The 23,242-nt window shown below is 62.2% G+C and carries 31 protein-coding genes; 10 read left to right on the top strand and 21 right to left on the bottom strand.

All coding sequences use genetic code 11. The annotated features are described in order from the left end of the window. Positions 1-4: 4 nt before the first annotated feature. Genes B9A23_RS16150 through B9A23_RS16180 form a run of 7 tightly spaced genes read right to left on the bottom strand, consistent with a single transcriptional unit; the run spans position 5 to position 4,956 of the window. On the bottom strand, positions 5-811 hold the full coding sequence (locus B9A23_RS16150; protein WP_139797519.1) for a conjugal transfer protein: 807 nt from the start codon (positions 809-811) through the stop codon (positions 5-7). Further along, positions 808-1,623, bottom strand: a complete 816-nt coding sequence (locus B9A23_RS16155) for a DsbC family protein (RefSeq protein WP_084280118.1) — start codon at positions 1,621-1,623, stop codon at positions 808-810. Before B9A23_RS16155 ends, B9A23_RS16150 begins: the two co-directional genes overlap by 4 nt. 35 nt (positions 1,624-1,658) lie before the next feature. Further along, complete coding sequence (locus B9A23_RS16160; RefSeq protein ID WP_084280097.1) at positions 1,659-2,987, bottom strand: TraB/VirB10 family protein; 1,329 nt, start codon at positions 2,985-2,987, stop codon at positions 1,659-1,661. Next, positions 2,984-3,796, bottom strand: coding sequence for a type-F conjugative transfer system secretin TraK (locus B9A23_RS16165; protein WP_056433176.1), 813 nt, complete (start codon positions 3,794-3,796; stop codon positions 2,984-2,986). Before B9A23_RS16165 ends, B9A23_RS16160 begins: the two co-directional genes overlap by 4 nt. Then, the gene (locus B9A23_RS16170) at positions 3,793-4,377 is read right to left on the bottom strand and encodes a type IV conjugative transfer system protein TraE (protein WP_056433180.1); all 585 of its coding nucleotides are present in this window, start codon (positions 4,375-4,377) and stop codon (positions 3,793-3,795) included. The genes B9A23_RS16165 and B9A23_RS16170 overlap by 4 nt, the downstream gene beginning before the upstream one ends. Beyond that, positions 4,378-4,662 (bottom strand): type IV conjugative transfer system protein TraL, encoded by a 285-nt coding sequence (gene traL, locus B9A23_RS16175; protein WP_056433184.1) that lies wholly within the window; start codon positions 4,660-4,662, stop codon positions 4,378-4,380. 39 nt (positions 4,663-4,701) lie between these two features. Then, the gene (locus B9A23_RS16180) at positions 4,702-4,956 is read right to left on the bottom strand and encodes a hypothetical protein (RefSeq protein WP_232307963.1); all 255 of its coding nucleotides are present in this window, start codon (positions 4,954-4,956) and stop codon (positions 4,702-4,704) included. A 391-nt stretch (positions 4,957-5,347) separates the two neighbouring features. On the opposite strand from B9A23_RS16180, the gene B9A23_RS16185 reads away from it, so the two are divergent. The 3 genes from B9A23_RS16185 (at position 5,348) to B9A23_RS16195 (ending at position 6,625) form a co-directional block, all read left to right on the top strand. Then, entirely contained in the window at positions 5,348-5,731 is a 384-nt protein-coding gene (locus B9A23_RS16185; protein WP_066690536.1) for a hypothetical protein, read from the top strand. 47 nt (positions 5,732-5,778) lie between these two features. Beyond that, on the top strand, positions 5,779-6,177 hold the full coding sequence (locus B9A23_RS16190; protein WP_066690534.1) for a helix-turn-helix domain-containing protein: 399 nt from the start codon (positions 5,779-5,781) through the stop codon (positions 6,175-6,177). 97 nt (positions 6,178-6,274) lie between these two features. Next, positions 6,275-6,625: a hypothetical protein gene (locus B9A23_RS16195; protein WP_066690532.1), complete on the top strand. Its 351-nt coding sequence runs from the start codon at positions 6,275-6,277 to the stop codon at positions 6,623-6,625. 74 nt (positions 6,626-6,699) lie between these two features. On the opposite strand, the gene B9A23_RS16200 is transcribed toward B9A23_RS16195, so the two are convergent. Then, complete coding sequence (locus B9A23_RS16200; RefSeq protein WP_066690523.1) at positions 6,700-7,248, bottom strand: recombinase family protein; 549 nt, start codon at positions 7,246-7,248, stop codon at positions 6,700-6,702. Positions 7,249-7,648: 400 nt separating this feature from the next. Between B9A23_RS16200 and B9A23_RS16205 the strand changes: the two genes are divergently transcribed. Further along, the gene (locus B9A23_RS16205) at positions 7,649-8,587 is read left to right on the top strand and encodes a replication initiator protein A (RefSeq protein WP_286165232.1); all 939 of its coding nucleotides are present in this window, start codon (positions 7,649-7,651) and stop codon (positions 8,585-8,587) included. A 484-nt stretch (positions 8,588-9,071) separates the two neighbouring features. Beyond that, complete coding sequence (locus B9A23_RS16210; RefSeq protein WP_084280098.1) at positions 9,072-9,869, top strand: helix-turn-helix domain-containing protein; 798 nt, start codon at positions 9,072-9,074, stop codon at positions 9,867-9,869. A 14-nt stretch (positions 9,870-9,883) separates the two neighbouring features. Here the strand turns inward: B9A23_RS16210 and B9A23_RS16215 are convergent, their stop codons facing one another. Both B9A23_RS16215 and B9A23_RS16220 read right to left on the bottom strand, forming a co-directional pair. Continuing rightward, positions 9,884-10,750: a recombinase family protein gene (locus B9A23_RS16215; RefSeq protein ID WP_006953933.1), complete on the bottom strand. Its 867-nt coding sequence runs from the start codon at positions 10,748-10,750 to the stop codon at positions 9,884-9,886. 142 nt (positions 10,751-10,892) lie between these two features. Beyond that, complete coding sequence (locus tag B9A23_RS16220; protein WP_048938210.1) at positions 10,893-13,802, bottom strand: Tn3 family transposase; 2,910 nt, start codon at positions 13,800-13,802, stop codon at positions 10,893-10,895. Positions 13,803-13,985: 183 nt separating this feature from the next. Here B9A23_RS16220 and B9A23_RS23350 point away from each other — a divergent pair, with 183 nt between their 5' ends. Continuing rightward, positions 13,986-14,147, top strand: a complete 162-nt coding sequence (locus tag B9A23_RS23350) for a hypothetical protein (protein WP_254895156.1) — start codon at positions 13,986-13,988, stop codon at positions 14,145-14,147. 74 nt (positions 14,148-14,221) lie between these two features. Beyond that, positions 14,222-14,479, top strand: coding sequence for a hypothetical protein (locus tag B9A23_RS16230; protein ID WP_019368209.1), 258 nt, complete (start codon positions 14,222-14,224; stop codon positions 14,477-14,479). Positions 14,480-14,500: 21 nt separating this feature from the next. On the opposite strand, the gene B9A23_RS16235 is transcribed toward B9A23_RS16230, so the two are convergent. From B9A23_RS16235 to B9A23_RS16255, 5 genes are all read right to left on the bottom strand, one after another. Next, entirely contained in the window at positions 14,501-15,373 is an 873-nt protein-coding gene (locus B9A23_RS16235) for a reverse transcriptase family protein (RefSeq protein ID WP_084280100.1), read from the bottom strand. Beyond that, on the bottom strand, positions 15,363-15,668 hold the full coding sequence (locus B9A23_RS16240; protein ID WP_019368207.1) for a helix-turn-helix transcriptional regulator: 306 nt from the start codon (positions 15,666-15,668) through the stop codon (positions 15,363-15,365). Before B9A23_RS16240 ends, B9A23_RS16235 begins: the two co-directional genes overlap by 11 nt. 35 nt (positions 15,669-15,703) lie before the next feature. Then, positions 15,704-15,877 (bottom strand): hypothetical protein, encoded by a 174-nt coding sequence (locus B9A23_RS16245; RefSeq protein WP_236704401.1) that lies wholly within the window; start codon positions 15,875-15,877, stop codon positions 15,704-15,706. 569 nt (positions 15,878-16,446) lie between these two features. Then, positions 16,447-16,896 carry a type II toxin-antitoxin system PemK/MazF family toxin gene (locus B9A23_RS16250; protein WP_119184528.1) on the bottom strand — a complete coding sequence of 150 codons (450 nt, stop codon included), beginning with the start codon at positions 16,894-16,896 and terminating at the stop codon, positions 16,447-16,449. Then, entirely contained in the window at positions 16,893-17,378 is a 486-nt protein-coding gene (locus tag B9A23_RS16255; RefSeq protein ID WP_017503469.1) for a helix-turn-helix domain-containing protein, read from the bottom strand. Before B9A23_RS16255 ends, B9A23_RS16250 begins: the two co-directional genes overlap by 4 nt. A 600-nt stretch (positions 17,379-17,978) precedes the next feature. On the opposite strand from B9A23_RS16255, the gene B9A23_RS16260 reads away from it, so the two are divergent. The 3 genes from B9A23_RS16260 to B9A23_RS16270 are packed head-to-tail and all read left to right on the top strand — an operon-like array spanning position 17,979 to position 19,891. Then, positions 17,979-18,902, top strand: coding sequence for an ArdC family protein (locus B9A23_RS16260; protein WP_084280101.1), 924 nt, complete (start codon positions 17,979-17,981; stop codon positions 18,900-18,902). Then, on the top strand, positions 18,899-19,552 hold the full coding sequence (locus B9A23_RS16265; RefSeq protein ID WP_017503677.1) for a hypothetical protein: 654 nt from the start codon (positions 18,899-18,901) through the stop codon (positions 19,550-19,552). The genes B9A23_RS16260 and B9A23_RS16265 overlap by 4 nt, the downstream gene beginning before the upstream one ends. A gap of 21 nt (positions 19,553-19,573) precedes the next feature. Continuing rightward, on the top strand, positions 19,574-19,891 hold the full coding sequence (locus tag B9A23_RS16270; RefSeq protein ID WP_038293167.1) for a DUF7673 family protein: 318 nt from the start codon (positions 19,574-19,576) through the stop codon (positions 19,889-19,891). A 626-nt stretch (positions 19,892-20,517) separates the two neighbouring features. Here the strand turns inward: B9A23_RS16270 and B9A23_RS16285 are convergent. The 6 genes from B9A23_RS16285 to B9A23_RS16310 all read right to left on the bottom strand — a co-directional run bounded on the left by B9A23_RS16285 (position 20,518) and on the right by B9A23_RS16310 (position 23,217). Then, the gene (locus tag B9A23_RS16285) at positions 20,518-20,889 is read right to left on the bottom strand and encodes a CopM family metallochaperone (RefSeq protein WP_249340900.1); all 372 of its coding nucleotides are present in this window, start codon (positions 20,887-20,889) and stop codon (positions 20,518-20,520) included. 96 nt (positions 20,890-20,985) lie between these two features. Further along, a complete protein-coding gene (locus B9A23_RS16290; RefSeq protein ID WP_084280102.1) occupies positions 20,986-21,294 on the bottom strand; it encodes a hypothetical protein in 309 nt (102 codons plus the stop codon). Next, positions 21,291-21,641, bottom strand: coding sequence for a DUF3147 family protein (locus B9A23_RS16295; protein WP_084280121.1), 351 nt, complete (start codon positions 21,639-21,641; stop codon positions 21,291-21,293). Before B9A23_RS16295 ends, B9A23_RS16290 begins: the two co-directional genes overlap by 4 nt. Before the next feature lie 11 nt (positions 21,642-21,652). Beyond that, the gene (locus tag B9A23_RS16300) at positions 21,653-22,273 is read right to left on the bottom strand and encodes a DedA family protein (protein WP_017503760.1); all 621 of its coding nucleotides are present in this window, start codon (positions 22,271-22,273) and stop codon (positions 21,653-21,655) included. Between the two features lie 12 nt (positions 22,274-22,285). Next, entirely contained in the window at positions 22,286-22,663 is a 378-nt protein-coding gene (locus B9A23_RS16305; protein WP_017503761.1) for a hypothetical protein, read from the bottom strand. A gap of 98 nt (positions 22,664-22,761) precedes the next feature. Further along, positions 22,762-23,217, bottom strand: a complete 456-nt coding sequence (locus tag B9A23_RS16310; protein ID WP_084280103.1) for an MgtC/SapB family protein — start codon at positions 23,215-23,217, stop codon at positions 22,762-22,764. Positions 23,218-23,242 lie beyond the last annotated feature (25 nt).

The raw sequence follows: 23,242 nt of genomic DNA on the forward strand, positions 1-23,242 counted from the left end.
GTGATCAGTCCTCCACGTTCGGGCTGAAGCGTGCGGGCCGGTTGGCCGGCGACGACGAGGCGATCCGCTGTCCGGCAGGCGATGCCGCCGCGACGGGAGTCGACACAGGCGTCGGCGCCGGCGCGGCCGGCCTTGTGGCGGCGAGCGGGCGATCGCCCTTGGCCTTGGCTCGCGCGGCAGCGACGGCGCCGACGGTCGGCGCGGCCGCGCTCGCAGGAGGCGCGGCTACCGGCGTCGTATCCGCGGCCAAGCGCTCTGCAGTCGCCCGCTCGTTGGCCGTCACGGCGTCGATCGGCGCACCGAGCTGCGATAGGATCTCGGGGCTGACGTTGAGCGTGGTTGAGGCGGCGAGGCCCGGGCCATGGCCGTTGGTGGCGGCGACCCACTGGCTACTGTCGACCACCGCCTGCACGACGCTTGTCTCGTGATACCGGCCGGCGCCGTCGGTATGCGCCGGGAAGACGATACGAAGGACCTTCTGCGGCCGAACCCCCACCGTGCCGGTCGCGGCGATCGCGACGCTCTCCGGCGCGGAGCGGACGGGTGCCCGCTGGTATTGCACCGCAGGCCGGAAGCTGGTGTCGCCGGTGATCTCGGCCAGCGCCTTATCGTCGATCACGGTCGCCGGGGCGCAGCTGCCGCCTGCCGGCGCGCCGCAACCGAACTTGCCCGAGATGTTGGTGCCGAACGTGGTGCAGCTGGTCATTGCCAAGCCGGCGACAGCGAGCGCGACGCTCGTCATCAGCCGAGTGCGGCGGGGACGCAGCGTCGGCACGGGACCTGCCGGCAGATAGATGACATCGCTCTTCACGACCTGGCTCCCTTCAACCATGCTTCGAGCTGCGGCTTCGGTTTGAAGCCTTCCATCACGGCGCCGTCAGAGCGGACGATGACCGGCGTGCCGTTGAGCCCGTGGGCCTTGGCGAACGCCTCGTTCTCATCGAGCCCGCTGGTGTCGCACTTTGGGCCGGTGCGGATCTCGTCCTGCGCATACGCGGCGCGCACCGCTGCATGCTTGTCGCGCGCGCACAGCACGAGGTCGGCGACCTCGCGGCTGCCGAGGACCGAGATCGGTCGCTCGATCACCGTGACGTTCATCGTCTCGAGCGACTGGCTGAGCGCGCGGCAATACCCGCAGTGGAAGTCCGAGAAGACGGTCACTGTCTGCGACCCCGAACCCCAAACGATCGCACCCTTCTTCGACAGCCGCGAAAGGTCGAGGCGTTGCGGGGACGCCGCCTGGGTCACCCGCGTGCCTGCGCCCACCGATGGCGGCGCGGCGTCGGGAGCATCGGCCGCGCTGTTCGCCTTCGCTGCACCGCCCACCAGCATGTCTGGGTTGAGCGCCAGCAACCTCGCGGCGGTGAGGTCCTGGCGCGTCTGCATGTCGTAGACGCGTCCGATGACGAGGAAGCGCGCGGACTTGTCGACGTAGAAGAGGTTCGAGCCGGCCACGACCTCGCACAGGCCGTCCACCTTGGAGCAGTCGACCGAGGTCACCTGCGTCTTGGGCAGTCGCTTCGTCAGCGCGGCCTTGACGATCTCGCCGTCCGGGGCCGCTGCGCTCCCGGTGAGAAGCGCCGCCATCGCTGCCAGCGTTACCGATCCCAAACCCTGCATCATAACTCTTCCCGCCTTTCCGACCTGGTCGAGGCCGATCAATTCTGGATGAAGACGCCCTCGAGGAAGACGATCTCGACATCGATGCCGGTGGGCATCTCGATGATCGGCTGATATTGCTCGGCACGCTCGATCAGGTACTTGCTGACCATGTCGCCGGCCTCTGCGACACCATTGCCGATGCCACCGGTCGCCAGTTCGCCGACGCCGAGCATCTGGCGCTTGCCGTTGACGGTGATGTTCGAGCCAAGGAGCGAGGAGTTGGCGTTCGCCGCGAAGCCGCGGCCGATGCCACCTGCGACGCCGGCGAGGAACGCCTGCCCGACGAGGCCACCCTCGCGGCTTACGACGCGACCGCGGACACCCGTCTTGCCGGCGAAGCTGATAAAGCCCTTCACGTCGGACACCGCGTAGCGGCCGTTCGACTGCGGGCACGTCATCCGCTGCAGCTTGACGTAGACCTTCTCGGACGAGAGGTCGCCGCGCGCCGCGCCGTTGATGAGACAGCCTTCGATCCGCGTCGTGAGCAGCTTGCCGTCCCGGTAGACCGACCGCGCGGGCCCGGTGATGCGCAGCACCACGGGAAGCGGGTCCGACTGCGACTGGACACCGGCCGAAGCGTCGACACCCACGATGACCTTGGCCTTCGCGATCGAGTTGGGCGGCAGGTAGTTGGGGCTATCCGTGTAGCTTGTCGTGCCTCCCGAGATCCGCGTGGCGGTGCCGGCGGGACCGCCCTCGAACGAGACGAGCTTGATCTGGCGCGAGGCGACGGCAGCCGCGGCCGCTTCACCCGCCGTCATCGGTCCCCCTGCCCCGCCCGGCCCGCGGTAATTCGGCTGCGCCGCGCCGTACATCTGGGTCGGCAGGGGTGCAGGCGCGGGCGTGCTCGAGCGGTCCGAGAGCTGCTTGCGCAGCTGATCGTTCTCCTGCTGATAGGCGCTCATGACGCGCTGGCCGTCCGAGGCCATTGACTGGTTCTGGCCCTGCAGTGCCGCGACCTGCTCTTGGAGCGCCCGCATCTGCGCGGCCTGGCCGTCGACCGACTTCAGCTGGTTGTTGATCGACTGCATCTGCGCCTCGGACGAGGCCTGCCATTCGCGCTGCGACATGTTGCGATTGACCATGTCGTCGGTCGCGATCGTCACGTCCTTGCCGTCGGTCGGCGCGATGGCGGCCTTACCCGACGGCTTGAGAATGTACCAACCGCCGAGCAGCACGATGAAGCCGGCGATGACGGCCAGCCACATGGTCTGCTTCTTCCGCACGGCATCGTTGCCGGCCATCATGCCGGTGTCGTCGCCCTCCTCGGGCTCGGCATCGAGCTGCTTGGCCTTGTTACGATTGAAGATGTCCCTGAGGCTCATGGCCGCACTCCGTTGGCGAGGCCCGAAGGCGTGACGATGTAGACGGTGGTGGCTTCGCCGGGCTTGAGGTCAGGGTGCGGCACCGAGACCGCGATCGCGTTCGACGGCGCGATCGTGCCTTCGCCGAGCGACACCGGCGCCTTGCCGGTGTTCTGGATCCGCAGCACGCGACCGGCGATCTGCGCCCCGCGATATTCCGAGATCATCTGCACCTTGAGGGTGCCGATCATCACGGCTGACATGGAGGCGGGCCGGATCTCGAACCCGTCGATGTTCGCGTTCTCGTACATCGCCTGAACGAGGTTCGCCGACGCCTCCTGCGGCGTCGCGGCAGCGGATGCGACCTGCGTCTGCTTCTCCGCCTCGACGTCCTTGTTCTCGACGAATACCTGCTGCGCGTCGTCGCCGGCCAACCTGCAGGCAAACTTATAGACGTACCCCTTGGCGGTCGTGCCGAAGAACGACACCGTGGCGCGCGAGTAGCCCTCCGGCACCGAGACGTAGATATCGCCGCGGTTTGGCTCGTTGACGACCGTGAAGTCCTCGCTGTCGACGCCGGTCGTGAGCTTGGAGACGCTGGCGAAGCGATCGTCCTTGAGGCTGACCCGCGTCAGCCCGGACTTCGACATCGTGCAGGCGACCTCGCTGTTGTCGCGTGCGAGAACGTGCTCGTCGGCGAAAGCGGGCGCCGCGAGCGCGACCCCGCCGACCACGATCATGCAACCGCCGATCAGGCGCGAGAGGTGGCACCAGCGCGTGGTGACCGCCCCGCCAGCGCCGATCAGGCTATAGGCAAGCAGAGGGCTCATGACGCGTCTCCGGGTGCGGCGCCGTCCTTGTCGGCCTTGCTCACCATCCCGAAGCCTTTCAGCTGCAGAGACAGGCCACGGTACGCCCAGTTGAAGCGGAAGGTTTTCGGCTCGGCGGTGACCGACTTCGAGCCGACGACCGTGTGGAGGGTGCCGCTCACCTCAGAGGTCAGAGCCTCAGGGTCGACCTTCATGCCGGTGAGCGTGAAATACTGGCTGATTGTGGAGCCGTTCTGCTCGTTGACGATCTTCATAAGATCGCGCTTGAGCGCGCCGTGGCTCTCCGGCGTGGCGATCGCGAGGATCGAGTCCATCCAGTATTGAAGGTTCTCGGGCGACCGGTTGAGCGTCATCAGCGCTGTGTCGCGCGTGACCATCTCGAGGTAGTCCCGGCTGACACCGCTCGAAGAGAGCGTCAGCGGCGTGCGCACGATCGGCTGCAGCACGATCTCGCGGTCGCGCGTGGCGCCGACCAGGAACAGCAGGACAACGAGACCTGCCAGCACCAGCGCCACGATGCCGAGCATGTTGCGCTGCTTGATGACCCGCTGCGACTGCGCGAGGCCGACACTGTAATCCATTTAGCCCACCATCACGCGAAGGTGAGAGGGCGGCGTCGCCTTCAGACCGGTAAAGCTCGACGGCAGATGCCAGTAGGCCATGTGGAGAATCCACGACGAGGCTTTCCCGGCTTTGAGTTTCCGAAACCCCCACCACCCGAGCAACGAGACCACCAACCCGATCACGACGTGCTGCGAGAGGATGCCCCACACGAAGGGGATCGCCATCGCGAGGAACTCGTCCAGCGTCCAGAAGCCGATCAGCTCCGGGTCGTCGAGATGCGAGGGGATGGAATACCGGTCCATAAGCTAAGCCGCCCTCCCAGCGGTTGATCCAGCCGCGCCTCAGATCGTCGCAGTGACGGTCGAGGTGACGATCGGAATGCCGGTGCCGGCGCCGACGCCGACCGCGACCGGGACGGCCACCTGGCCGAGGCTGAAGCGACCCGACGCGAGCGCGACGATGCCGCCGGCGAGGCTCATCACGGTGATGATCTTGCCGCCCGAGCCCTCGAGGAAGTCCGTGAACTTCGTCAGCGCGGTATTGAACGTCGTGTCGGTGCCGGCGAACGCCGCCGACGCGCCCAGCACCATCACCATGGCGATGATTGCCAGGCCGAGAAGGACGGCGTTGGTACGACCCCCCTTCGGCATCGCAAGTGCAGACATGCTCTTTCCCCTTGATAGACGAAGCGAATTGCTGCGCCGTCTTCAAAAGGAACCAAATCACAAGCATTGAACAGAGGAAAAAAGTTACCCTGTTTGTGACCCCGATTGTAACATCTTGCTCGCGGCCCATGTGCGATGGCGAGATCGAGCCGAAACGGAGCAATCTCGCGACGGCCCCATCAACAGGGTAAAAAAATTCCCCTGTTTACTTACCGCGGACTTTGTGGAGCTATCCGCCTGGCCTCCGTGGAGGCGCCAACAGAATATGGATCACCGCGTATCGGGTATGGCGTATCCGTCGGGGGAAGGAATATGGTCGCCTATGTCCCAGGTGATCTACACTTTCACGTTCGATAAATCGGTGTTCCGGCTCGCGAGTCATGCCATCCGAATCCATTCGCATCACACGCTCGCGTTCGAGAGCGTGTCGGCTACGGCGTTGAAAGGAATGGAGATATTCCTAGGCGCGGAGAACCCGGAAGCTCTGGTTGCCGAGGCGGCGAAGCTCGATCTACCAGGCGACGTCCGGGTGACGTTGCGCATACCCTTGAGCCAAAAGCCCACGTTTCAGCACGCTCGTGACCTAGCGATGCAATACACGGATCATCCCGTTCCAACTCGGCTCGCCTTCATAATAGCGCTGCTCGCCGTATTTCACGGAACGTTTAGCGATTGTTCACAGATTCCTGCCGACGCCATCGATTGACAAATAGCGAGAATACCGGAGTATTGCGGCCGTAAGGGGGTCGCATCATGTACCACCAAGGCAAGGCGTTCGCCGTAAGCGCCGACAGACAGCGAGGCTTTCTCACGCTATTCCGCGAGGAATGGAGGCGTCGGGGGCTGACGAATCCGCAGGTGGCCTCACGGCTCGGGCGCAGCCTCAGCCTGGTCGTGAAGATCAAAGCTGGACGGACGCCGCTTACTGGCCATCTCATCGATCAGCTTGCGGAGATACTCGAGATCGATGTCGTCGGTGCATTCTTCGCCGTCGATATCCTCAACGAACCGATGATCTATTTCGACCCAGTCTTTCTGCAGTCGCTGAACAAGACGATGGTCCTCTATGAGGACATGCTTACCGCCTATCGAGCTCAACAGGACACGTCCGAGCACGACGAGGGCATCACTCTCGATCAGACAGCCGGGTGATCGCTGCAGCGTTTGCCTTGCAGACCAGCGCGACCTCGTTTCGTCATGCCGAAGCCATATTGCACCTCGCCTGATGCTAGCAGATTGTCGTCCGCTTATGACGAACGACGAGCAGCCCATAAAACGCAGCACCCGGTCCATGCGGCTGAAGAAGCAGCGCGAGGATCAAGCCGGCTATCGTCGATCGACGATCGCGTTGTCACCTGTGGCGGTGGCCATTGCAGAGCGGCTGCAGCAGCGACTTCAACTCTCCTCTCGCGAAGCCGTGATCAATGCCGTGCTCGAGCGCATCGAGAGCGACAGGTACATCAAGTACGAGTTTTTGGGCTCAGAGGGATTTCGATCGCCGCCAACCGCGCACCTGCCGACAAATCGAGACACCGAGAATGCCGGCAGCGGCATAGACCCACAGGATCATTCGGTGACCGCCACGGAGTCGGACCGATAGCAGTTGGGGCCGCGGATAGGTCGCGTAGCCGCCGGCGAGCTAAGAAAGCCCTCGACCAGCGATCAGCGCCGCGATCATTTCCCTGGAAAATGGCGGTAGAAGGTCGACAGCGATACGCCGATCGCACCGGCGATCTCGCGTGGTGTCATCTGTGTCTTCAGCAGGCTCTCGGCCGCATTCCGACGATCGTCGGTCATGACCGACTTACGGCCGCCAAAGCGACCGCGACGCCTGGCTACTTCAAGCGCCGCGGTGGTGCGCTCCTTGACCAGCTCGCGCTCCATCTGCGCCATGGCGGCGAGGATGTTGAAGACGAGCCTGCCGGCAGTGCCGGAGGTATCGATCCCATCCGTGATCGAGCGCAAGCCGATGCCCTTCTCCTCGAGCTCGGCTGCGAGATCGACCAGACCCTTCATCGTTCGGCCCAGCCGATCCAGCTTCCAGACGACCAGAACATCGCCGGCGCGCGCGTAGCTGATGGCCTCGACCAGCCCGGGGCGACTGATCTTCGCGCCGCTGGCCTTGTCGGAAAAGCAGCGCTCACACCCGGCCTGGCGCAGCGCATCGAGCTGCAGGGTCAGATCCTGTTCGGGCGTCGATACGCGCGCGTACCCGATCAGCATCGATTTTTCTCAAAACTCATCGACAAGGCTCATCGATCGGGATTACAATTGGCGATGGGTTTTGAGAAGTCATATTCCGCAGCCGGCCTCTCGGCCGATCGCGCCGGGCGACCCATTCCCATGGTGCCTCGTCAAAATAGGTCGTTTGCGACGAAGCCGACCAACCCCGGTGCGGGTCTCGTAGGCGTAGTCGATAGTACGAAGTTGGACCGAACTGGCAGGCACCCTCCCCTCGGAAGGCTGCGTTTTCCGCCCGAAACCCGCCTGAAGTTCGTGGTATCGCCTACGCCTCACCCCATGACCGGCCTTACGGGTCGACCGGCTCGTGGTATCGCCTACGCCTATGGTGTCGCCGCGGTTCGGACGCGCGTGAGCCGACTGGATGACGACGGAGTTGGTCATGCCGAAGAGTAAGGCGGCCGAACCAGGCCTGTCGAAAGATCGGGCGCCGGCCGGCACTGCCAAAGACGCAGTGGTTCCGATGCAGGGCGACCTCTTCTCCATGGACAGCCCACTACGCGGTGGTGTTCATGGCGAGCTATCGCTGATGGCATACCCCTTCTTCGCCCTTACGAAGCAGGCATGGATGAAGCCGCTTGCCTACAGCACCGGCGAGATCAGTATCGAGGTGCAGCCTGGCCATAAGGGTGTCGCCAACATCTACGATAAAGAGGTTATCCTCTACATCGCCAGCCTTATGGCTGCGAAGATCGAGAACGGCGAGCCAGTAAGCCAAAACTTCCAGTTCACTGCCAATGACTTCTTCCGGGTCACCGGCGCTACACCGTCATCCAACGCGTACACAAGATTGTACGAGGCATTGGAACGACTGCAGAGCACGCAGATCAAGACTGACATCGAGACTGGTGGCGAGGGCGAAGCGGGATTCTTCTCCTGGGTCGAGACTGCCCGCCTTCAATATACCAAGACGCGAACCGGCGAGCGCAGGCTCAAGGCCGTGAATGTTCGTCTGTGCGATTGGCTGTTCCGGGCGATCCTCAAGGATCGAAGTGTCATGCAATACGCACCCAGCTACTTCCAGCTGAGCCCGATCAACCGTCGGCTCTATGAAGTCGCTTGCTTCCTGCGCTTCTCCGGCGTGACGTCGATAAGGTTGGGTGATCTACAACACCAGATCGGCCATCAAAGCCTGACCCGGCTCTTCAAGCCTTACGTTGTCGAGGCTGCAAACGGCACAGTCCCGGGCTTCGAGTTTTCTATCCAGGCGGCCGAAGGCGCCTCAAAAAGCAGCAAGGTCTCGGACGAGGTTGTTGTCATTCGCGAGGTTCCGACTGTCCTGGCGCCGATGAAGCGATCGAAAGCTGCTTCCGAGAACTGATCGGATTTGATCTCGACAGTCGCAGAGGCGACGCATTCCACCCGGCCCACCTTGTCAGCACTGCCGACCGCGTCGGAGGCCAACTACCATCCGCTGGGGCGTAGCCGATACCACGAACTTTGCCTTGCCGCGTAGTCGATACCACGAACTTATCGCCGCGGGCGTAGTCGATACCACGAATCTTTTCCGGCGAGCGTAGCCGATACCACGAATACTCGTGGTTTCTTAACCTTTGCATCTGCGGCACTGTGCTCGGGCGACCTTCCGTCGCATTTTCTGGAGCTATGACCGTGGCCACATAAACGAATGCCCGGCACGAAGGCCGGGCACCCTGGAACCGTAAGATGGGCAGCGTCGCCAAACGCTGACCGGTCCGCGATAGGCCTCCCATCTAGACGATCCTGACACCTGGTTCAAGGGAGCGCGATTCGCGCCACGCACGAGTTATGCCTGCTGACGGTCCCTCCATCCGAGGGGGCGAACGATGAACTATACGCAAACGGCTTTCACCGGCCGGACCGGGGCGCGGCCGATCACGGCACTGACGCGCGAGCTCACCCGGAGGATGAAGGTCGTCGACGAGAGCGCCGTCCAGATATCCAAACAAGACGCTCGCAGGGTCGTGAAGGCGCTGAAAGGCGCGATCGCGGTCAGCAACGGCGCGATCGAGACGCTAATGGATCTTGTCCAGCTCACCTGGGAGGCCGACTGGGCCGCCGACCGCCCGCTCGTCGTCTGGCCGAGCAACCAACATCTTGCGGACGAGGTCAGGAAAACCGTTGCCTGCATCAAGGCGCGGCTGCGTGAGCTGCGCGCCGCAGGCTTGATCCTCGCGCGAGATAGCGCCTCGGGACGTCGAAGCGGTTTCCGGAACCGTGACGGCGTCATCGTCGAAGCCTACGGCCTCGATCTCTCCCCCATCCGGCTGCGCTATGCCGAGCTGAAGGAAGCCGGCGATCGCCTCAACGCCCTCTATGCGCTCTTCAAGAGCGGCAAGAAGGAGATCGCGCGTGTCCGCCGGATCGTCGGACAGGCACTCGCGCAGGCCGCTGATCTGAGCCTCACCGGACCGCACTGGATGGCACTCCAGGACGCGATTGACGAGATCGCGTTTGCTGCGGCGCAGGCCAGGACTATGGGCGACCGCGAAGGCTACCAGGCCGCGCTCGACCGTCTTCCTGGCGTTGAGGATCTCGTCGGAGAGACCATCGATCGCTTCATGTTTACAGGGCCCAGTCGGCTCGAAGCTGCGATTTTGGCCAGGTTGAAGAACGAACACTGAACGCTTGATTGATTCTACCAGGACCGTTGCTGACCACCGACCTCGTAGATATCGGCTTCCATGGAGCAATTGTAGCTCTCTGCGATGTTGAACATCTCGGAGAGGAGGCTTTGGATTTCCTCATCAAGGGAAATGCCATCCGGATCGGGGTCATAGGCGACGGTCAGTTTGTAATCACAATTGCCGTTTTTTACCATGGCGTAGTCGCGTTCCAGCATCGCCTCAATCCGCTCCCGAGCGGGTTTTCTACCTCTTCCACGCTTGTTGAAGTTCTCGATAATCAGATGCAGGGCGATGCTGGCAGTGGGCGGCTTTTCCGGCAGTTTGGTCTGTGACGGAATAATGTCGAGCGCCCGATAGACGGTCATTCGTGAGACCTTCAGGTCGCGGGCAACGCGGGCCTTGCTGGCGCCGGCGGCAAGGCGACGGCGGATTTCATCGTCATCGACGTTCTTCTTCCGGCCTTTGTAAACGCCTTCGGCGCGCGCCGCTTCGATCCCGGCGCGCTGACGATCCTTGATGAACTTCAGCTCCATATCGGCGACCATGCCGAGTATGGTGATGACCATTCGCCCCATGTCGCCCGCCGTCGTCACCTCTGGCTCAAGGATGCGCAGCGAAGCTCCCTTTTCATCAAGCTCATGCACCAGGTTCAGGACATCGCGCGTGGAGCGGCCGAGCCGGTCGAGCCGCAGCACGACCAGCTCGTCGCCGGTGTGCATAAACTGCATGATCGTTTCCAGTTCCGTGCGCCCGCTCCGCGAGGCCCCCGATCCGGTCTCGGAACGGATAATTTCGCAACCTGCATTCTTGAGGCGGCCAATCTGGATATCCAGATCCTGGTCCGTGGTGCTGACGCGGGCATATCCGATACGAGCCAAGTGCAAAATCCGTCACATTAGGGTGGCTCTTGCAGTGTATCGTCACATTGAGCGCAAACCCACCCTTTTGTGACAGACGAATGGTGTCACTCGGCCCTATCACTCTGGGGTGTACCCAAATGTTATAGGCCGATCAGCCGCCTCACGCTGCAAGCCGTCCAAAATCAATCCGGTCGTTCAGGTCGAGGTCGAAGCGGCCATAAGGGTTCACATGACTGTAGATCAACGGCGTGAGACCACGATAATCTTCCGGCGTCATCCGCCCCGCCCACTTCGGCTCAACCAGTACGGTCTGAAGCATGCGGGTGTTCACATACACCAGCGACGCTTGCAGGAGGTGTAGCGCCAGAACGGAGATTTCCTGCTCATGGATGCGGTTGGTGGCGATCTCGCCGCCCTTGCCGAAGAACACGAAACCATTAGCGCCGTTCCAGTTCTCAACCACATTCAGCCCTTCGTGGATCTCGCGGCGGAATGCCTCCTGACGCAAATACCGGCATAGGAAGATTGTTTTGACCGCGCGGCCGAGTTCACTCAGCGCCTTGTAGGTCGGGTGCATCACTTCGGCTCTGGCAAACCGGAGCAGGATCGCTTCCGGATCGGCGGTGCGCGATTGCATGGCAGCGGCATATTTGACCATTTCGTCATATTGTTGCTCGATCTCGTCCCAGTCGATCGGGCTGGAGAGGATCGGCAGTAAATTGGAAAGCCGCGTGCGCATGCCGGCTTGGGGAAGGGCCAGTTTCTGGCGTGCCACTGCTTTCAGCCGCGGGGCAAGCTCAAATCCAAGGAGTCGGCAGAACGCAAAGCCGACTGCGCTCTGGCCGTGGCTATCGACGTACTGGCGCTGGATTTCCATGTCGGTGCAATGGCGTAGCACGCCTTCGATCATGGAGGCGACCTCCGAGGAAGAGCACCGCTTGAGCTGGGAATAAACGCAGGTCGCGCGCTTCTCCACATGCCAGTAGATCATGACGCCACGGCCGCCATAGCGGGCGTGCCATTCCGTCATCAGGTTGCGGTCCCACGCGCCGAACTTCGTTGAATCGGACGCGCATGCCGTGCCCGCATCTCCCCATACTGCGGCATTGCGGATTGCCAGTGTCGCGTTTGCTACCCGCGCGCACGCCTCCCTCAGCGCTGGCGCGTGGATGAAACGGCGATGGACATGCAGCAATTCCTCGTAACTGACATCGGGTGTTGCGCCAGCGACCCGCTTGAGCCCGGCGTTCGTGCCCAAGCCATAGAGACACAGCAAAAGACGCTGAGCCAAGGCTGCTTTCGACAGGGTAACCCGCGAGGCCGACGTTTCGAAAGCATCCATCAATCCCGTGTCCAGAGCAGCCTCTTTCAACACGTCCAGCAGTCCGGTCATCGGCCAGCGCTGACCGATCTCGCTTTTGATCGAAGCGAGACCCTTCGGTTCGGGCAAGGGCTTGAACGGTGTAATCGATATCCGGTTGTCGCCGCGCCACAGGAGCCGGACCTTGTCGTTTTGTGGAATATTGGCATTGAGGAGCAACAGTTCCCGTTCAAGCTCCTCCCGGATCGAGGCGCAAAACGCCTGCGCATCTGGCGTCAGGCTGAGGCCGGAATAGTACGCATCTCGCCTGATCTCGAAGTCCTTGGGAAGATCGTCATCGGGATTGCGATAGCGATCCGCCCCGACCACCCAGATTTCTTTGGAGCGGATGCGGTCGCGCAGTTGCGTCAGGACGCAAAGCTCATAGCTGATCCGGTTTACCCGCCCATCGTCATCAATGACGGAACTGCGCCATCGCGCTGGAATCACCTCATCGATCGGAACATCCTGCAATGGCACGAAGCGGCATCCGCCATCCACCTTGCTCCTGATCCAGTCGAGGGCCGCCAGGACCGGCCGCCACACCGCGTTGTTCGACCGGAACTCAAGTACGGAAAGCAGGCTTGGCAGCATGCGCCGGTAATGATTGGCCCAGGAACCACGCATCACCTTGTAGATGCGCCGGTCCAGAGCGCCCTTCGCATGGCTCTCCTTGACGATCGCCGCCAGCTTGGCCTTACCGGCGATCGGGAAAATGACATCGCAGATGCGCCCCGATGGTTCATTGATCGAGGCGCTGGCGATCTCGACCAGCAGGCGCTCCTTTCCATAGACCCGCTCGATGTCTTTCGCGATATCGCCCACCACCTTGCGTTTCGAGCGCGTTCCGATCTTGTGAACGGTTTCGATCAGCAGGTCGATCATCGCGTCAGTGAGTTGCGCCTCCCGCGACATTAGATAAATCGCATAAAGGCCGAGCTGTCGCGCCGGCGCATGCCGGCGCATCTCCGAGGCCTTTTCACCGGCAACGCGGCGAACAATCTGATCGACCCATGGCTTGCCCGTAGCCGTCAGGAGATCATGGGGAAGATCAAGTCTCTGGATAAAGGCGAGTTTCTCGGTCACGTCGAGAATGTTGTCGAGCGTTGCCTGTCCGGCGTCACCCTTCATCCTGTTGAATCCGGTCGAGCTGTCCGGATCGGCAAGCGAGGCTTCCAATAACGCCACCGCATCTGACGAAAGCCGATCACTGGTTCCGATCAGCCAGGTGTCCAGATAATCTTGCCGTTGTGAGCGAACGACACGTTCAAGCTCCTTGCGCGACGGCCCATAAATACGCCGGTCCCGGCACCACAGGAAAACATGCTCAAGCATGGCATTGATCGACTGGCCGCCCGGGCACAGCTCGCCAGCAATCCATTCCGTCAATTGCGCGCGATCCACCCGCTTCATGCGGTGATATCCAAGATGGATCAGGATCTCCGCACAATGCCGTCGTGCTGTCCGACTGGAAAAGTCATAACCGGCTATCTCGCCAGCCTCGACACCGAGTTGCTCGGCCAGATACGAGAGGCCATCGGTAGGGATTGAGCCGGGATCGATCGCGAAAAACCCCAGGGAAGCGAAGAATTTCAGCTGCGCGGCGAGGCCAAGGCGCGTCAGGGCCGGCTTCGAATTTACAAAATCAATATCGGCAAAGCTCAGGCTCCATCGTCCGATCAAATCCCCGCCCGGAATACTCCGATCCATCAACCCACTCCCTATGATGGAGCGAACTGTCCTCTTCTATGATTTCCATCGTCAATACCGAATGCCACGTTCCCAAAACGTTCTCCGACTTGGCCAAAATCGCAGCTTGGGGCCGACTGGGCCTATCTCCTGCCCAATCGGCTTCCTGGCCTTGTCCTATACGAGCTGGGTCCGGCGCTGATCTTGGTTGCTGCGGTCGGCAGCGCCGTGGTCTTCACCAAGGAAGACGGACCGCGCCTTGGCATCCCTGCGCGGCTCGTGCTGTTTGCACTCGTCGCGACGATCGCCGGGACCGCTACCCTTGCTGCCGAATATGCTGCCGCTCTCGACGGGCAATGGCTATGAACACGAGGTGTGCCACGTGGCACACCCCTATCGCGAGACCTACATGGCGTCGCGATGACTTTTGCGAGGGTGTGATGCCGATAGAGCCTTTCGTTCTTATTGTTGCCGATCACGACAGGCGCGTCTTTTCGGTCGAGGGGCCGATGGTGGACGACAACCCGTGGTCAAAGCCGGTCGTCGATGCTCAAGATGGCGGCAAGCGCCACATCAACTGCTTCGTTCCCGGTGGCCCCTCGCGCACCGACGTAGAGACCGCCGCGCGCGAATATCAGCGTGAATATGGGTATGCGCGTGTTGAGGCGGGATCGATCGTCAGCCGCAAACCCTGCTAAGGTCACAGGAACCGGCATCAATCAACCTGGTTCGTTCATGCTATCTATCTGGCGCATTTGACCCGCCAAGCCGCTCAGACGGCCCTTCAGGCGTTGATCGCCGCTGCCGGGCTGCTGGAGGGCCAACCTCGTCTGACGGTGCTTCAGGCGCTGGCTATTGGGCACGACGACCTTCCCGTCGCGAACGACGACACCCGTGATCTCCGCTGGCCGATCCACATAGTGCTTGAGCTTGTGATAGCGCAGCCCTGTCCGGTGGATCATGCGCCGCACATGCCAAACATCTGCTACGGGCACTTTCGCGCCGGAAATTGTCACGTCATCGACATAGACCGTCAGCGTGTAGCCCTTGGCCGTGCAGAACGCCGCGATCTCGGCCCACATATCGTGATAGCTATAATATGCCAGGATCGGGCTGAGGGGACTGCCCGTCGGCAAATGACCCTCGAACGTGCAAAGATCACCAAGAAGGCCGGCAACGTCGGCGCGGCATCCCATGATGCTTTGGAAGAACGCGATCACCCGCACACGGGGCGTGTTGGGGAAGAACTTCTTGATGTCGAGGCAGTGAACGACGCGGTTGCCGCGATGGCGCGCGGCATTGCTGACGTAGCATCGTCCCTTCACCGGGCAGAACAGAAAAGATGGCGGCTCGATCCGCGCCAGCATCTTGGCGATACGGCCCTGTACACGCTTGAGCGGCGCGACCGGATCTTCAACCGGACGTTTTCCGCCACTCTTCTTCTCAATCTCAAACTGCCGATACCGATCCGGCCCGGTCGCCATTGCCCGCAGCTCAGCTTCTGCAAGGCCGAGCACGTCAGCGAGGCGGCGCGGACTCGTGAGCTTATAGAGCTGCGACTGATTGAGCGGGATGACCGTCTTATTCGGCATGGGTCCGACCGGACCGAGCCTCGAGGAATTGAAGCAGGCTCACCACCTTGCCAGCGACAAAGGTCCGTGCCTGGTCGAGCGTGCTCTTCTGATCGAGGTTCTCCGAAAAGAACATGATCGACGAGACAGGCATGTCGAAGACAGTGGCATAGCGCTGGATGATGTCCAGCGTGGGCGTCTTCAGGCCGCGTTCGATTTCCGACAGATACGACGTCGAAACCTCCAACCGCTCAGCCGCCTGCTTCTGCTTGAGGTCGTGATAGACTCGGATCAAGCGAAGAGCTTCACCCAACATTGCATCTCCTTTCAGGAGGCTATTCAGGGTGCGAATTACTGGCGGAAAACCTTGATGATGGAGAGGGCGATGTGGAGCAGTTGCACCACCACTCGCCCCAAGGCCACCACCGTCTTCAAAGTGGACGGACGGATCAGGCGCTTTGCCCAATGCTGCCGTCGCACCGTCTTCGTTCGCGCACGCTTCTCGTTCAGACCAAGCTTTCGCATGGCGTCCTCCTCTGCCAACCCCCACACCATGCAGAGGCGCCGCCGAGGCTTTGGAGGGTGGGGTAGAAGCACGTTAACCCTGAACACCAAGGCGGACACCGGGCCGTCCGGTGGCCGCCCGCGGCGCCGCTCGCTCGCACGCACGGAGCCACAAAGCAGAGAAGGTTTCTTCTCCAGGAGGGGGTTCCCCCTCGGTTGATGGCGACACATCCCCTTTCAAACTGAACGAGAGTGTGATGCCCTAGCGCACTTCGCTAGTGAACGAATAAAATCCGCTCACAGCGAATTTATTGCTCTGCTTAAGCGGCGGCCGACGACGTTCCGCCCTTCCCTGCCATGCGACTGGACGACTCGATGCCAATCTACCGGCGAGCAGGTCATTATGTCTGAAGCTTGCGGGCTGCGTGCCAGTGCCGCAGATAAGCCAAGGGCCGCCCTTTTGAGGCGGCCCCGACCATTTAGTTCCCTCGCGGGAAACGGACACTCCCCAGGGGGAGGCCGCGCGTGCTCCCCATGTAGAAACCCATCCCTTACGATTCAACTAAAATCTGAAAGGACATCAACCGGCCTTACGCGCCGGAACCGGTGGGCGTAGGCGGCACCCCCTGAGGCGGCGACGGGGGCGTCGAGGGCACGGGCAGCCAGGCCAACACAAGGCGCAGCATGTCGTCGAACTCCCCGACCGGCATTCGCATGATGCCGCCTTTGTCAGGGATTAGCCGGCTCACCGCCACGGTCGTCAGCTTGTCGCAGATCGCGAACGCCGCCCGACCGTCAATCGTGGTCTGCAGCGGAAAGGCCCACTTGTTTCCTGGCTGCGCTGCCGTCGAGCAGGGCACCACCGTGACCGCGCCATGCAGCGTGTTCTTGAACGACACGATGATGACGGGGCGCCGCTTCCAGAACTCCGGGAGCTGGGCGTCTTGCGGAAAGTCACACCAGTAGAGCTGACGGATGCTTGGCGCGGCCGTAACCCTCGGTTCCACTTTCGGGGGTGGATCTTGGATATGCGCGTTCACTCGTCGTCATCCTGTACCAGACGCAGCTTAGGCGCCCCGGCCCGGTTCTGACGGCGCTTCGCCAGCTCGGCCTTGTCCTTGATCTCAGCCAGCTTCTCGACCGCGAACGGCGCTACTGCCTTAATCAGCCCATCGAGATGGTAGATGTTGGTGCGGCTGCCGGTTTCGGTCCGCCGCTCCTCGCGACGGATATACCCTGCCCCCTCCAGCGCAGCGATGTGCTTCTGGATCGTGCGCGGATGAACGTCCATCGCCTTCGCCATCGTGGTCTTGGACGGAAAGGGCTTGCCCTCCGCCGTCCACCATTTGCTCGCCAGATACACGATGATGTTGAGATCGAGCGGCGACAGCATGAGCTGGCGCTGATTTTCGATGATGACGCTCGGCAATGCAGTCCAGCCCGCATCCATCAGCGGCTTGGTCCACTTCTTCTCATTCGTTCGCAGATCGGCGCTGCTGTCCTTTTGCTTTTTCGCAGCCATGTGATTATCCTTTCTGGCTGCAAATATGCCCCTCGCGCGAAGGGGATTCAAGTTTGAGGGGGCGGCACTAGGGGCGCCCCACAGGGCGCGCAGGCCGCCCCCTCCCCGGCCCTTTGGACCGCCCACCCGGGAGCCACACGGGGCCTACAAAGCATAGGACATCCCCATATAGGAACCGCTCAGGGTACACTCCTGGCGTATCAACCGAGGATAAACCCAGCGGGAGCCCCCACGGCCTCCCCCTCTCCCCGTGTTTTCCTATTCGCGCTGCCGCAAGGCAGGTGTGCCACGTGGCACACCCCCCATGACACGCCTGGAGCGTGGCACAGCTTGTTGGGCACGCTGCCCTCCCCCGGAGGCCAGACCGGTGCCGGGGAACACCAAGGGCGGCTGCCCTTTCGTTCCCGAACGACAATCAGGCCCCCCGTGTAATCCGCCAAACGCGGCACCCGACGCCCTGCGGAGCGTCGGCCGCGCTAGGCGGCTCGCCCGCGCCAGAGGCCAGATTCTCGCCCTCCCTCCCCATCCCGTTCCTCGCCGGAAAGGCAGAGCCGGTTGCTGTTGCGACCGGCTTTCAGCCTCAAAAGAAAGGAAGACATCATGGGACGGATCACCGACAATCGAGCCGACATCTATCAGGAAATCACCGATCAGATGATCGCGATGATCGAGGCAGGCACCCGGCCTTGGTCGAAATCGTGGAACGGCAGCACCGCACCGAATATCCTGCTCCGCTCGACCGGCGTTCCCTATCGGGGCATCAACGTCCTGACCCTTTGGGTTGCCGCCATGACCAAGGGCTATGGCTCTCCGCATTGGCTGACCTTCAAGCAGGCGCTCGCGCTTGGTGGATGCGTCCGTAAGGGCGAGAAGGGTTCGACCGTCGTCTATGCCAACAAGATTGAGGTTGACGCCGACAAGGGTGGCAAGAGCAGCGAGGACGGCAAGCGTCAGGTGGCGTTCCTCAAGCGCTATACCGTTTTCAATTCTGAGCAGATCGACGGCATCGAGGCGAAATATCCAACACCCGCGCCAATCATCACCGCGACCAATCCCGATGAGCGGGACGCCGAGCTGGACGCGCTTTTCGCCCGCATCCCCGTCACCCTGAAGCACTTCGGATCGCAGCCCTATTATCAGCCGAGCGGCGATCATGTGGTTATGCCCGAGTTTGCCGACTTCCACACCAGCGATGATTATTATTCGACCCTAGCGCACGAACTTTGCCACGCGACAGGACATGTTGACCGACTTGCCCGCCCGTCTCTCATTTCCACGAATCGCGAGGACTATGCCCGCGAGGAATTGGTTGCCGAGCTTGGAGCGGCGTTCGTCAGCGCGACCATCGGCATCAAGCTTCACGACCGTGAAGACCATGCCGCCTATCTGGCAAGCTGGCTCCAGGCCCTGCGCAACGACAAGCGGTGCATCTTCACCGCCGCCCGCCTCGCGCAAGATGCGTCCGATTGGCTTTTGAGCCGCATGGCCGTTGAGACGGCCCCCGAATTGGACGAGGCGGCATGAGCGCCCCTCACGATCCCGGCCCCGACGAGGGCCGGGGCGTGGCGGCGCGACTGGTCTATGACCTCAATATCGCGACCGTTAGCGAGGCAACCTTCAACGAGCTGGTCGCTATCATGCGCGACGGTCCAACCGGCAAGCCGCTGACCCCGGAGGCACAATGGCGACGCGCCTATCACAAGGCGATGTTCCACCGCCGCCTTGTCGGCGTGCAGCCCGACCTACTCGGCGGAAAGCCGGTGACGCATATGCACAAGGCTGCGCCGGGGCCAGTCGTGGACTGGAAACCGGAGCCGGTTGAGGAGAAGCTGTCCCGGATCGCGCGCGATCCCCAAGCGACGTTCGGCATCGGCCGACCGGCTCTTTCGCCAGAGGAACAGGCCGCCGTCATCAACGGAGCAGCCAATTGGCTGCGGATCGCGCAGCGGGTCCGCATAGCGGGCGCTTTCGCATCCTATGATGGCCGCGCGGAACGCCGCGTTGGTCGGAAAGGTGTCATCTGGCGCTTGTGCAGTCCGGTCTTTGCGGATCACACCTATGTTTATCTCGATCCGACCGGCGCCGAACGGGTAGAGAAGATCGTGATGGTGGAACTACGTGACGTCGAGCCGATCGACGACGCGCTGTTGGTCCCCGTCCCCTTCCACCCTTGAAGGCAGCAGGAACCAAGTCTCATGAATCTACCTCAACGCCGCCCTGCGATCCGAGCTGTCAGCTTCGATGAAGTCGGTCAGGCTATCTGCCGCCTGATCGTGATCGCCGGGTCAGATACCGGACAAGCATCGCGGGCAGCCGACTTCTTGTTGGCATGGTGGGATGGCGCGACATGGGGGCACTTCCCGGTTCTCCACCTGTGCAACTGCGATCCATCCATTTCGGAGGATATGCTGATCGACATGGCGTATCTGGCGCAGGAGCCGACCGTTTATCCCGATGCTTGGGGATACCGCGATGCGATGGCGGCGCTGGTCGAGCAATGGCGGCCGGAATGATCCCGTTGCGCAGCGCGGTAGAGATTTCGACCGGCGAGCTGATCGACCGTGACACGCGCCGCGCGCGGCTACTCGCCGCGCGCCGGAGGCCGGTCGGAAGCATCCCTCGCCGGGGCATTCTGTCCGGCCATTGGGATCGGGGCGCAGTTGTTGGGGAGTTTCGGGGCGGGCGCGGCAGTTTCGCCGCGCACGTGGCATCTGTACGCGACCAATAGGACGTTCAGTCGCTATTCAAAGGGCAGTCTCTACTCATGGCCGCATAAGTCATTCGTCCGTGATGGCGATGACGGGAGAGTAGAGATGCGTAAATTATTCTGGATTGCGACAGGGCTATTAGCGACGCTGGCACCCGGCGCTGCGCTGGCTCAGCATCATGGTGGCGGCCATTCCAGCAGTCATAGCGGCTATGGAGGCCACGGCAACTATGGCCGACACGGCGGCGTGGTGGTTTCCAGTCATGGCTATCGCCATTCCCAGCCCTACTACGGGAATAGCTATTATGCCGACTATCCCCGATACCAAGCACGCTACCACGCACGCGATCGGCACCACGATCGTCATTCCCGCCCAAGGCATCACCGCCGCCACCATTGACGGCGGTGATTGCTGATCGCCCTAGTCGGCCGCTATTTGCGGGCTTCCCGGCGTGCAAGCCAAGCCCGCATTTCTGCGATTTCGCGCCGCTGTGTAGCCACCACTTCGGCCGCAAGCCGACGAACGGCGGGATCGCGGCCGTATTTCAATTCAACTTCGGCCATCGCGATCGCGCCTTCATGGTGCGGGATCATCGCGCGCATGAAGTCGGCGTCGGCATCTCCGGTGAAGGCCACGTCCATATCGCCATGCATCTTGGCATTTGCGGCCCGGTAGGCCTTGGTTGCGGGCGGATCGGCTCGGCGGCCTAAAGCATCACCCTGCGATGCGCCGGAAGCGTGTTGGGTATGTTGTGCGCTCGCGGCAAGCGGCATCGGCCCAGCGGCCATTGCCAGCGTGAGCACTACCGTCCTATCAAATCTGACCATAGCAGTTCTTCTCCAGTGGTGGGGTCTCAGTTGATGGCCCGGCTCTTGGCGGCTCGCTTCGACACCACCCGTTCATTGTTGGCGATCATGCTCGACCCAGCATCCACCCTTGGCAGGGGCCTGCCGAGGCGCAGCGGCATCGAGTTCGGCCACGGCTTGGGCCGCAGCTTGGCAGTCGCTGCCGGTTTTCTGTCCCCGCTCGCAGCGCGTGACGACCAGCCTCGCCTCTTCCGCGTGGAACCGGAAGTAGCCCGCATCCCGTGGTTTAATCAGGCCGCATCCGGTGAGGAAGATCGTTGCAGCAGCAGCAGCAGCAGCAATGAGCGCGCGTTGATTGCTGTTTATCATTGCGCTGATACTCTTGTTGATGATCGAAGTCATAAAGCGATGCCGAGGCGCTGGAGTGCGAAGACCATCGCAAAATAGAGCAGGATGGTTAGGCCGCACCCGGCTGCGAGGGCTGGCCAGAAGCCGACGCCGTGACGCAGAAGGTCCGGGATCAATAGAAACATCGGCAACGAGGGCAGGACGAACCAGAATGTCGCCTGCGCATGTGCCGCCATGTTCGTCGCATCAGGCCGGTCGTGCCATAGCCATATCATGCCGAGTACCGATACCACCGGCAGCGACGCAATTAGCGCCCCGAACCCGGGGTAGCGCTTCGCCACTTCCGACGCGGCTGCGATCAATATGGCCGAGATGATGGCTTTGCTTGCGAGATAGAGCATCGGAGAGCCCATCAGTGATGCCGATCCGACCGGCGCCGTGAGCGCCCGAAGGTCGCAACTCGCCAGAGATACCAGATGACGGCCAGTGCGAGCACGCCGTTGCTGACCGGCTCGATGACGTTCGCCACCTGATTATAGCGTTCGCCCAGCTCGAACCCCGCCAGCACTAGGATCACGGTCCATATTGCGGAGCCGGCAAGCGTCGAGAGCAGGAATGGGCCGAGCGGCATCCCGCTGACCCCTGCGGGGACCGAAATCAATGTCCGGACCCCCGGGACCGTACGGCCGAACAGAACCGCCCAATGGCCATAGCGGTCGAACCAGCGGTCGACATGATCGACCTCGCCCGGTGTCAGCGTCAGCCATCGACCGTGACGGGACGCGAAGCGCTTCAACCGATCGATGCCGATCCAGCGGCCGACATAGTACCACAGCACTGCCCCTGCAGCCGATCCGAGGGTGCCGGCGACAACGATCACCAACAGCGAGCCGCGCCCTTGCGCAGCCGTGTAGCCTGCGAGCGGCAAGATCACTTCCGATGGGATCGGCGGGAAGACGTTTTCGGCCAGCATCAGCAGGAAGACGCCGAAGCCGCCGAGCGCTGAGAGAATCGATGTTATGATGTCGAACACAAGCCAGCCTCGTCAGAAGACCCAATAGAAAATCGCGCAGAATGCGAGCAGGAAGGCGAAGACGGACCCTACGATCCGGTTTTCCAGTCGCGGACACTCGACGTTCCTGATCCGCACGGCGACTTGCCAAGCGGGGCGGATTGGACACCGCCAAGAGCCTGCGGCAATGCGATCCAGCTCCGCATCCGACAGCCCGAAAAACGCCTTCACATCGGCGCGTGATCGCCCCGCCAGCCCCATCACGCGAAGCACCACGTCGTCCCATGCGACATCGATCGCGCTTGGCCGATCAACGATCAGGCCGCGCGCATCACCGCCCGCCCAGGAGGGAGGAAGCAAACCGATTATCCGGTGCGGATTGCGCTCCAGCAGTGTCGCCCAGCGCAGCAAGCGGTGTTGGCGATCCTGCGCCGCGATGCTGCTCGCCGGCGTCCAGCGTTTAGTAAGCGCGCGAACGGGCCGCGGCCATTGAGGCGCCTGAGAGGCCGTCATGGGCTTGCGGGGGTGCCGACGTCGCTTTTGCTGGCGCGCTTGAGCGGACGAGAACAGCGCAGCGTGAGGAAGGTGGTGGCGCTCAGAATGACGGCGATATCATAGAGGCCATAGCCCACCGCCGCGCCGAGCGCCCCGGTAGCCCATAAACTGGCCGCTGTTGCCGTGCCCGACGCTTTGCTGCCGTTCTTCAGGATGGCGCCACCCCCGATAAAGCCGACGCCGGTAATCAGACCTTCGAGCAATCTGGCTTGCGCAGGAGACGTGCGGCCGAGGATTGCGATGCCCACCAGCACGAACCCGCAACTGGCAATGGCGACCAGTGGGAAGGTTCGGATACCTGCGCTGCGCGCATCCCTCTCCCGATCCCAGCCAACCGGCAGGGCGAGCGCGTAGGCGGAGGCGAGACTGATGATATGGGTGGCGATCTCCCACCACGAGCTTTGAAACATGTCGGCCTGCCTGTTCTACGCGATT

The sequence above is a fragment of the Novosphingobium sp. B1 genome, assembly GCF_900176395.1.
GTDB lineage: Bacteria > Pseudomonadota > Alphaproteobacteria > Sphingomonadales > Sphingomonadaceae > Novosphingobium.

Excerpts from the sequence above, each read along its gene's own strand:
- B9A23_RS16155 (WP_084280118.1), bottom strand. The coding sequence starts at position 1,623 with ATGATGCAGGGTTTGGGATCGGTAACGCTGGCAGCGATGGCGGCGCTT.
- B9A23_RS16160 (WP_084280097.1), bottom strand. The coding sequence starts at position 2,987 with ATGAGCCTCAGGGACATCTTCAATCGTAACAAGGCCAAGCAGCTCGAT.
- B9A23_RS16165 (WP_056433176.1), bottom strand. The coding sequence starts at position 3,796 with ATGAGCCCTCTGCTTGCCTATAGCCTGATCGGCGCTGGCGGGGCGGTC.
- B9A23_RS16170 (WP_056433180.1), bottom strand. The coding sequence starts at position 4,377 with ATGGATTACAGTGTCGGCCTCGCGCAGTCGCAGCGGGTCATCAAGCAG.
- traL (WP_056433184.1), bottom strand. The coding sequence starts at position 4,662 with ATGGACCGGTATTCCATCCCCTCGCATCTCGACGACCCGGAGCTGATC.
- B9A23_RS16180 (WP_232307963.1), bottom strand. The coding sequence starts at position 4,956 with ATGGTGATGGTGCTGGGCGCGTCGGCGGCGTTCGCCGGCACCGACACG.
- B9A23_RS16185 (WP_066690536.1), top strand. The coding sequence starts at position 5,348 with ATGTCCCAGGTGATCTACACTTTCACGTTCGATAAATCGGTGTTCCGG.
- B9A23_RS16190 (WP_066690534.1), top strand. The coding sequence starts at position 5,779 with ATGTACCACCAAGGCAAGGCGTTCGCCGTAAGCGCCGACAGACAGCGA.
- B9A23_RS16195 (WP_066690532.1), top strand. The coding sequence starts at position 6,275 with ATGACGAACGACGAGCAGCCCATAAAACGCAGCACCCGGTCCATGCGG.
- B9A23_RS16200 (WP_066690523.1), bottom strand. The coding sequence starts at position 7,248 with ATGCTGATCGGGTACGCGCGCGTATCGACGCCCGAACAGGATCTGACC.
- B9A23_RS16205 (WP_286165232.1), top strand. The coding sequence starts at position 7,649 with ATGCCGAAGAGTAAGGCGGCCGAACCAGGCCTGTCGAAAGATCGGGCG.
- B9A23_RS16210 (WP_084280098.1), top strand. The coding sequence starts at position 9,072 with ATGAACTATACGCAAACGGCTTTCACCGGCCGGACCGGGGCGCGGCCG.
- B9A23_RS16220 (WP_048938210.1), bottom strand. The coding sequence starts at position 13,802 with ATGGATCGGAGTATTCCGGGCGGGGATTTGATCGGACGATGGAGCCTG.
- B9A23_RS16230 (WP_019368209.1), top strand. The coding sequence starts at position 14,222 with ATGCCGATAGAGCCTTTCGTTCTTATTGTTGCCGATCACGACAGGCGC.
- B9A23_RS16235 (WP_084280100.1), bottom strand. The coding sequence starts at position 15,373 with ATGCCGAATAAGACGGTCATCCCGCTCAATCAGTCGCAGCTCTATAAG.
- B9A23_RS16240 (WP_019368207.1), bottom strand. The coding sequence starts at position 15,668 with ATGTTGGGTGAAGCTCTTCGCTTGATCCGAGTCTATCACGACCTCAAG.
- B9A23_RS16245 (WP_236704401.1), bottom strand. The coding sequence starts at position 15,877 with ATGCGAAAGCTTGGTCTGAACGAGAAGCGTGCGCGAACGAAGACGGTG.
- B9A23_RS16255 (WP_017503469.1), bottom strand. The coding sequence starts at position 17,378 with ATGGCTGCGAAAAAGCAAAAGGACAGCAGCGCCGATCTGCGAACGAAT.
- B9A23_RS16260 (WP_084280101.1), top strand. The coding sequence starts at position 17,979 with ATGGGACGGATCACCGACAATCGAGCCGACATCTATCAGGAAATCACC.
- B9A23_RS16265 (WP_017503677.1), top strand. The coding sequence starts at position 18,899 with ATGAGCGCCCCTCACGATCCCGGCCCCGACGAGGGCCGGGGCGTGGCG.
- B9A23_RS16270 (WP_038293167.1), top strand. The coding sequence starts at position 19,574 with ATGAATCTACCTCAACGCCGCCCTGCGATCCGAGCTGTCAGCTTCGAT.
- B9A23_RS16290 (WP_084280102.1), bottom strand. The coding sequence starts at position 21,294 with ATGACTTCGATCATCAACAAGAGTATCAGCGCAATGATAAACAGCAAT.
- B9A23_RS16295 (WP_084280121.1), bottom strand. The coding sequence starts at position 21,641 with ATGCTCTATCTCGCAAGCAAAGCCATCATCTCGGCCATATTGATCGCA.
- B9A23_RS16310 (WP_084280103.1), bottom strand. The coding sequence starts at position 23,217 with ATGTTTCAAAGCTCGTGGTGGGAGATCGCCACCCATATCATCAGTCTC.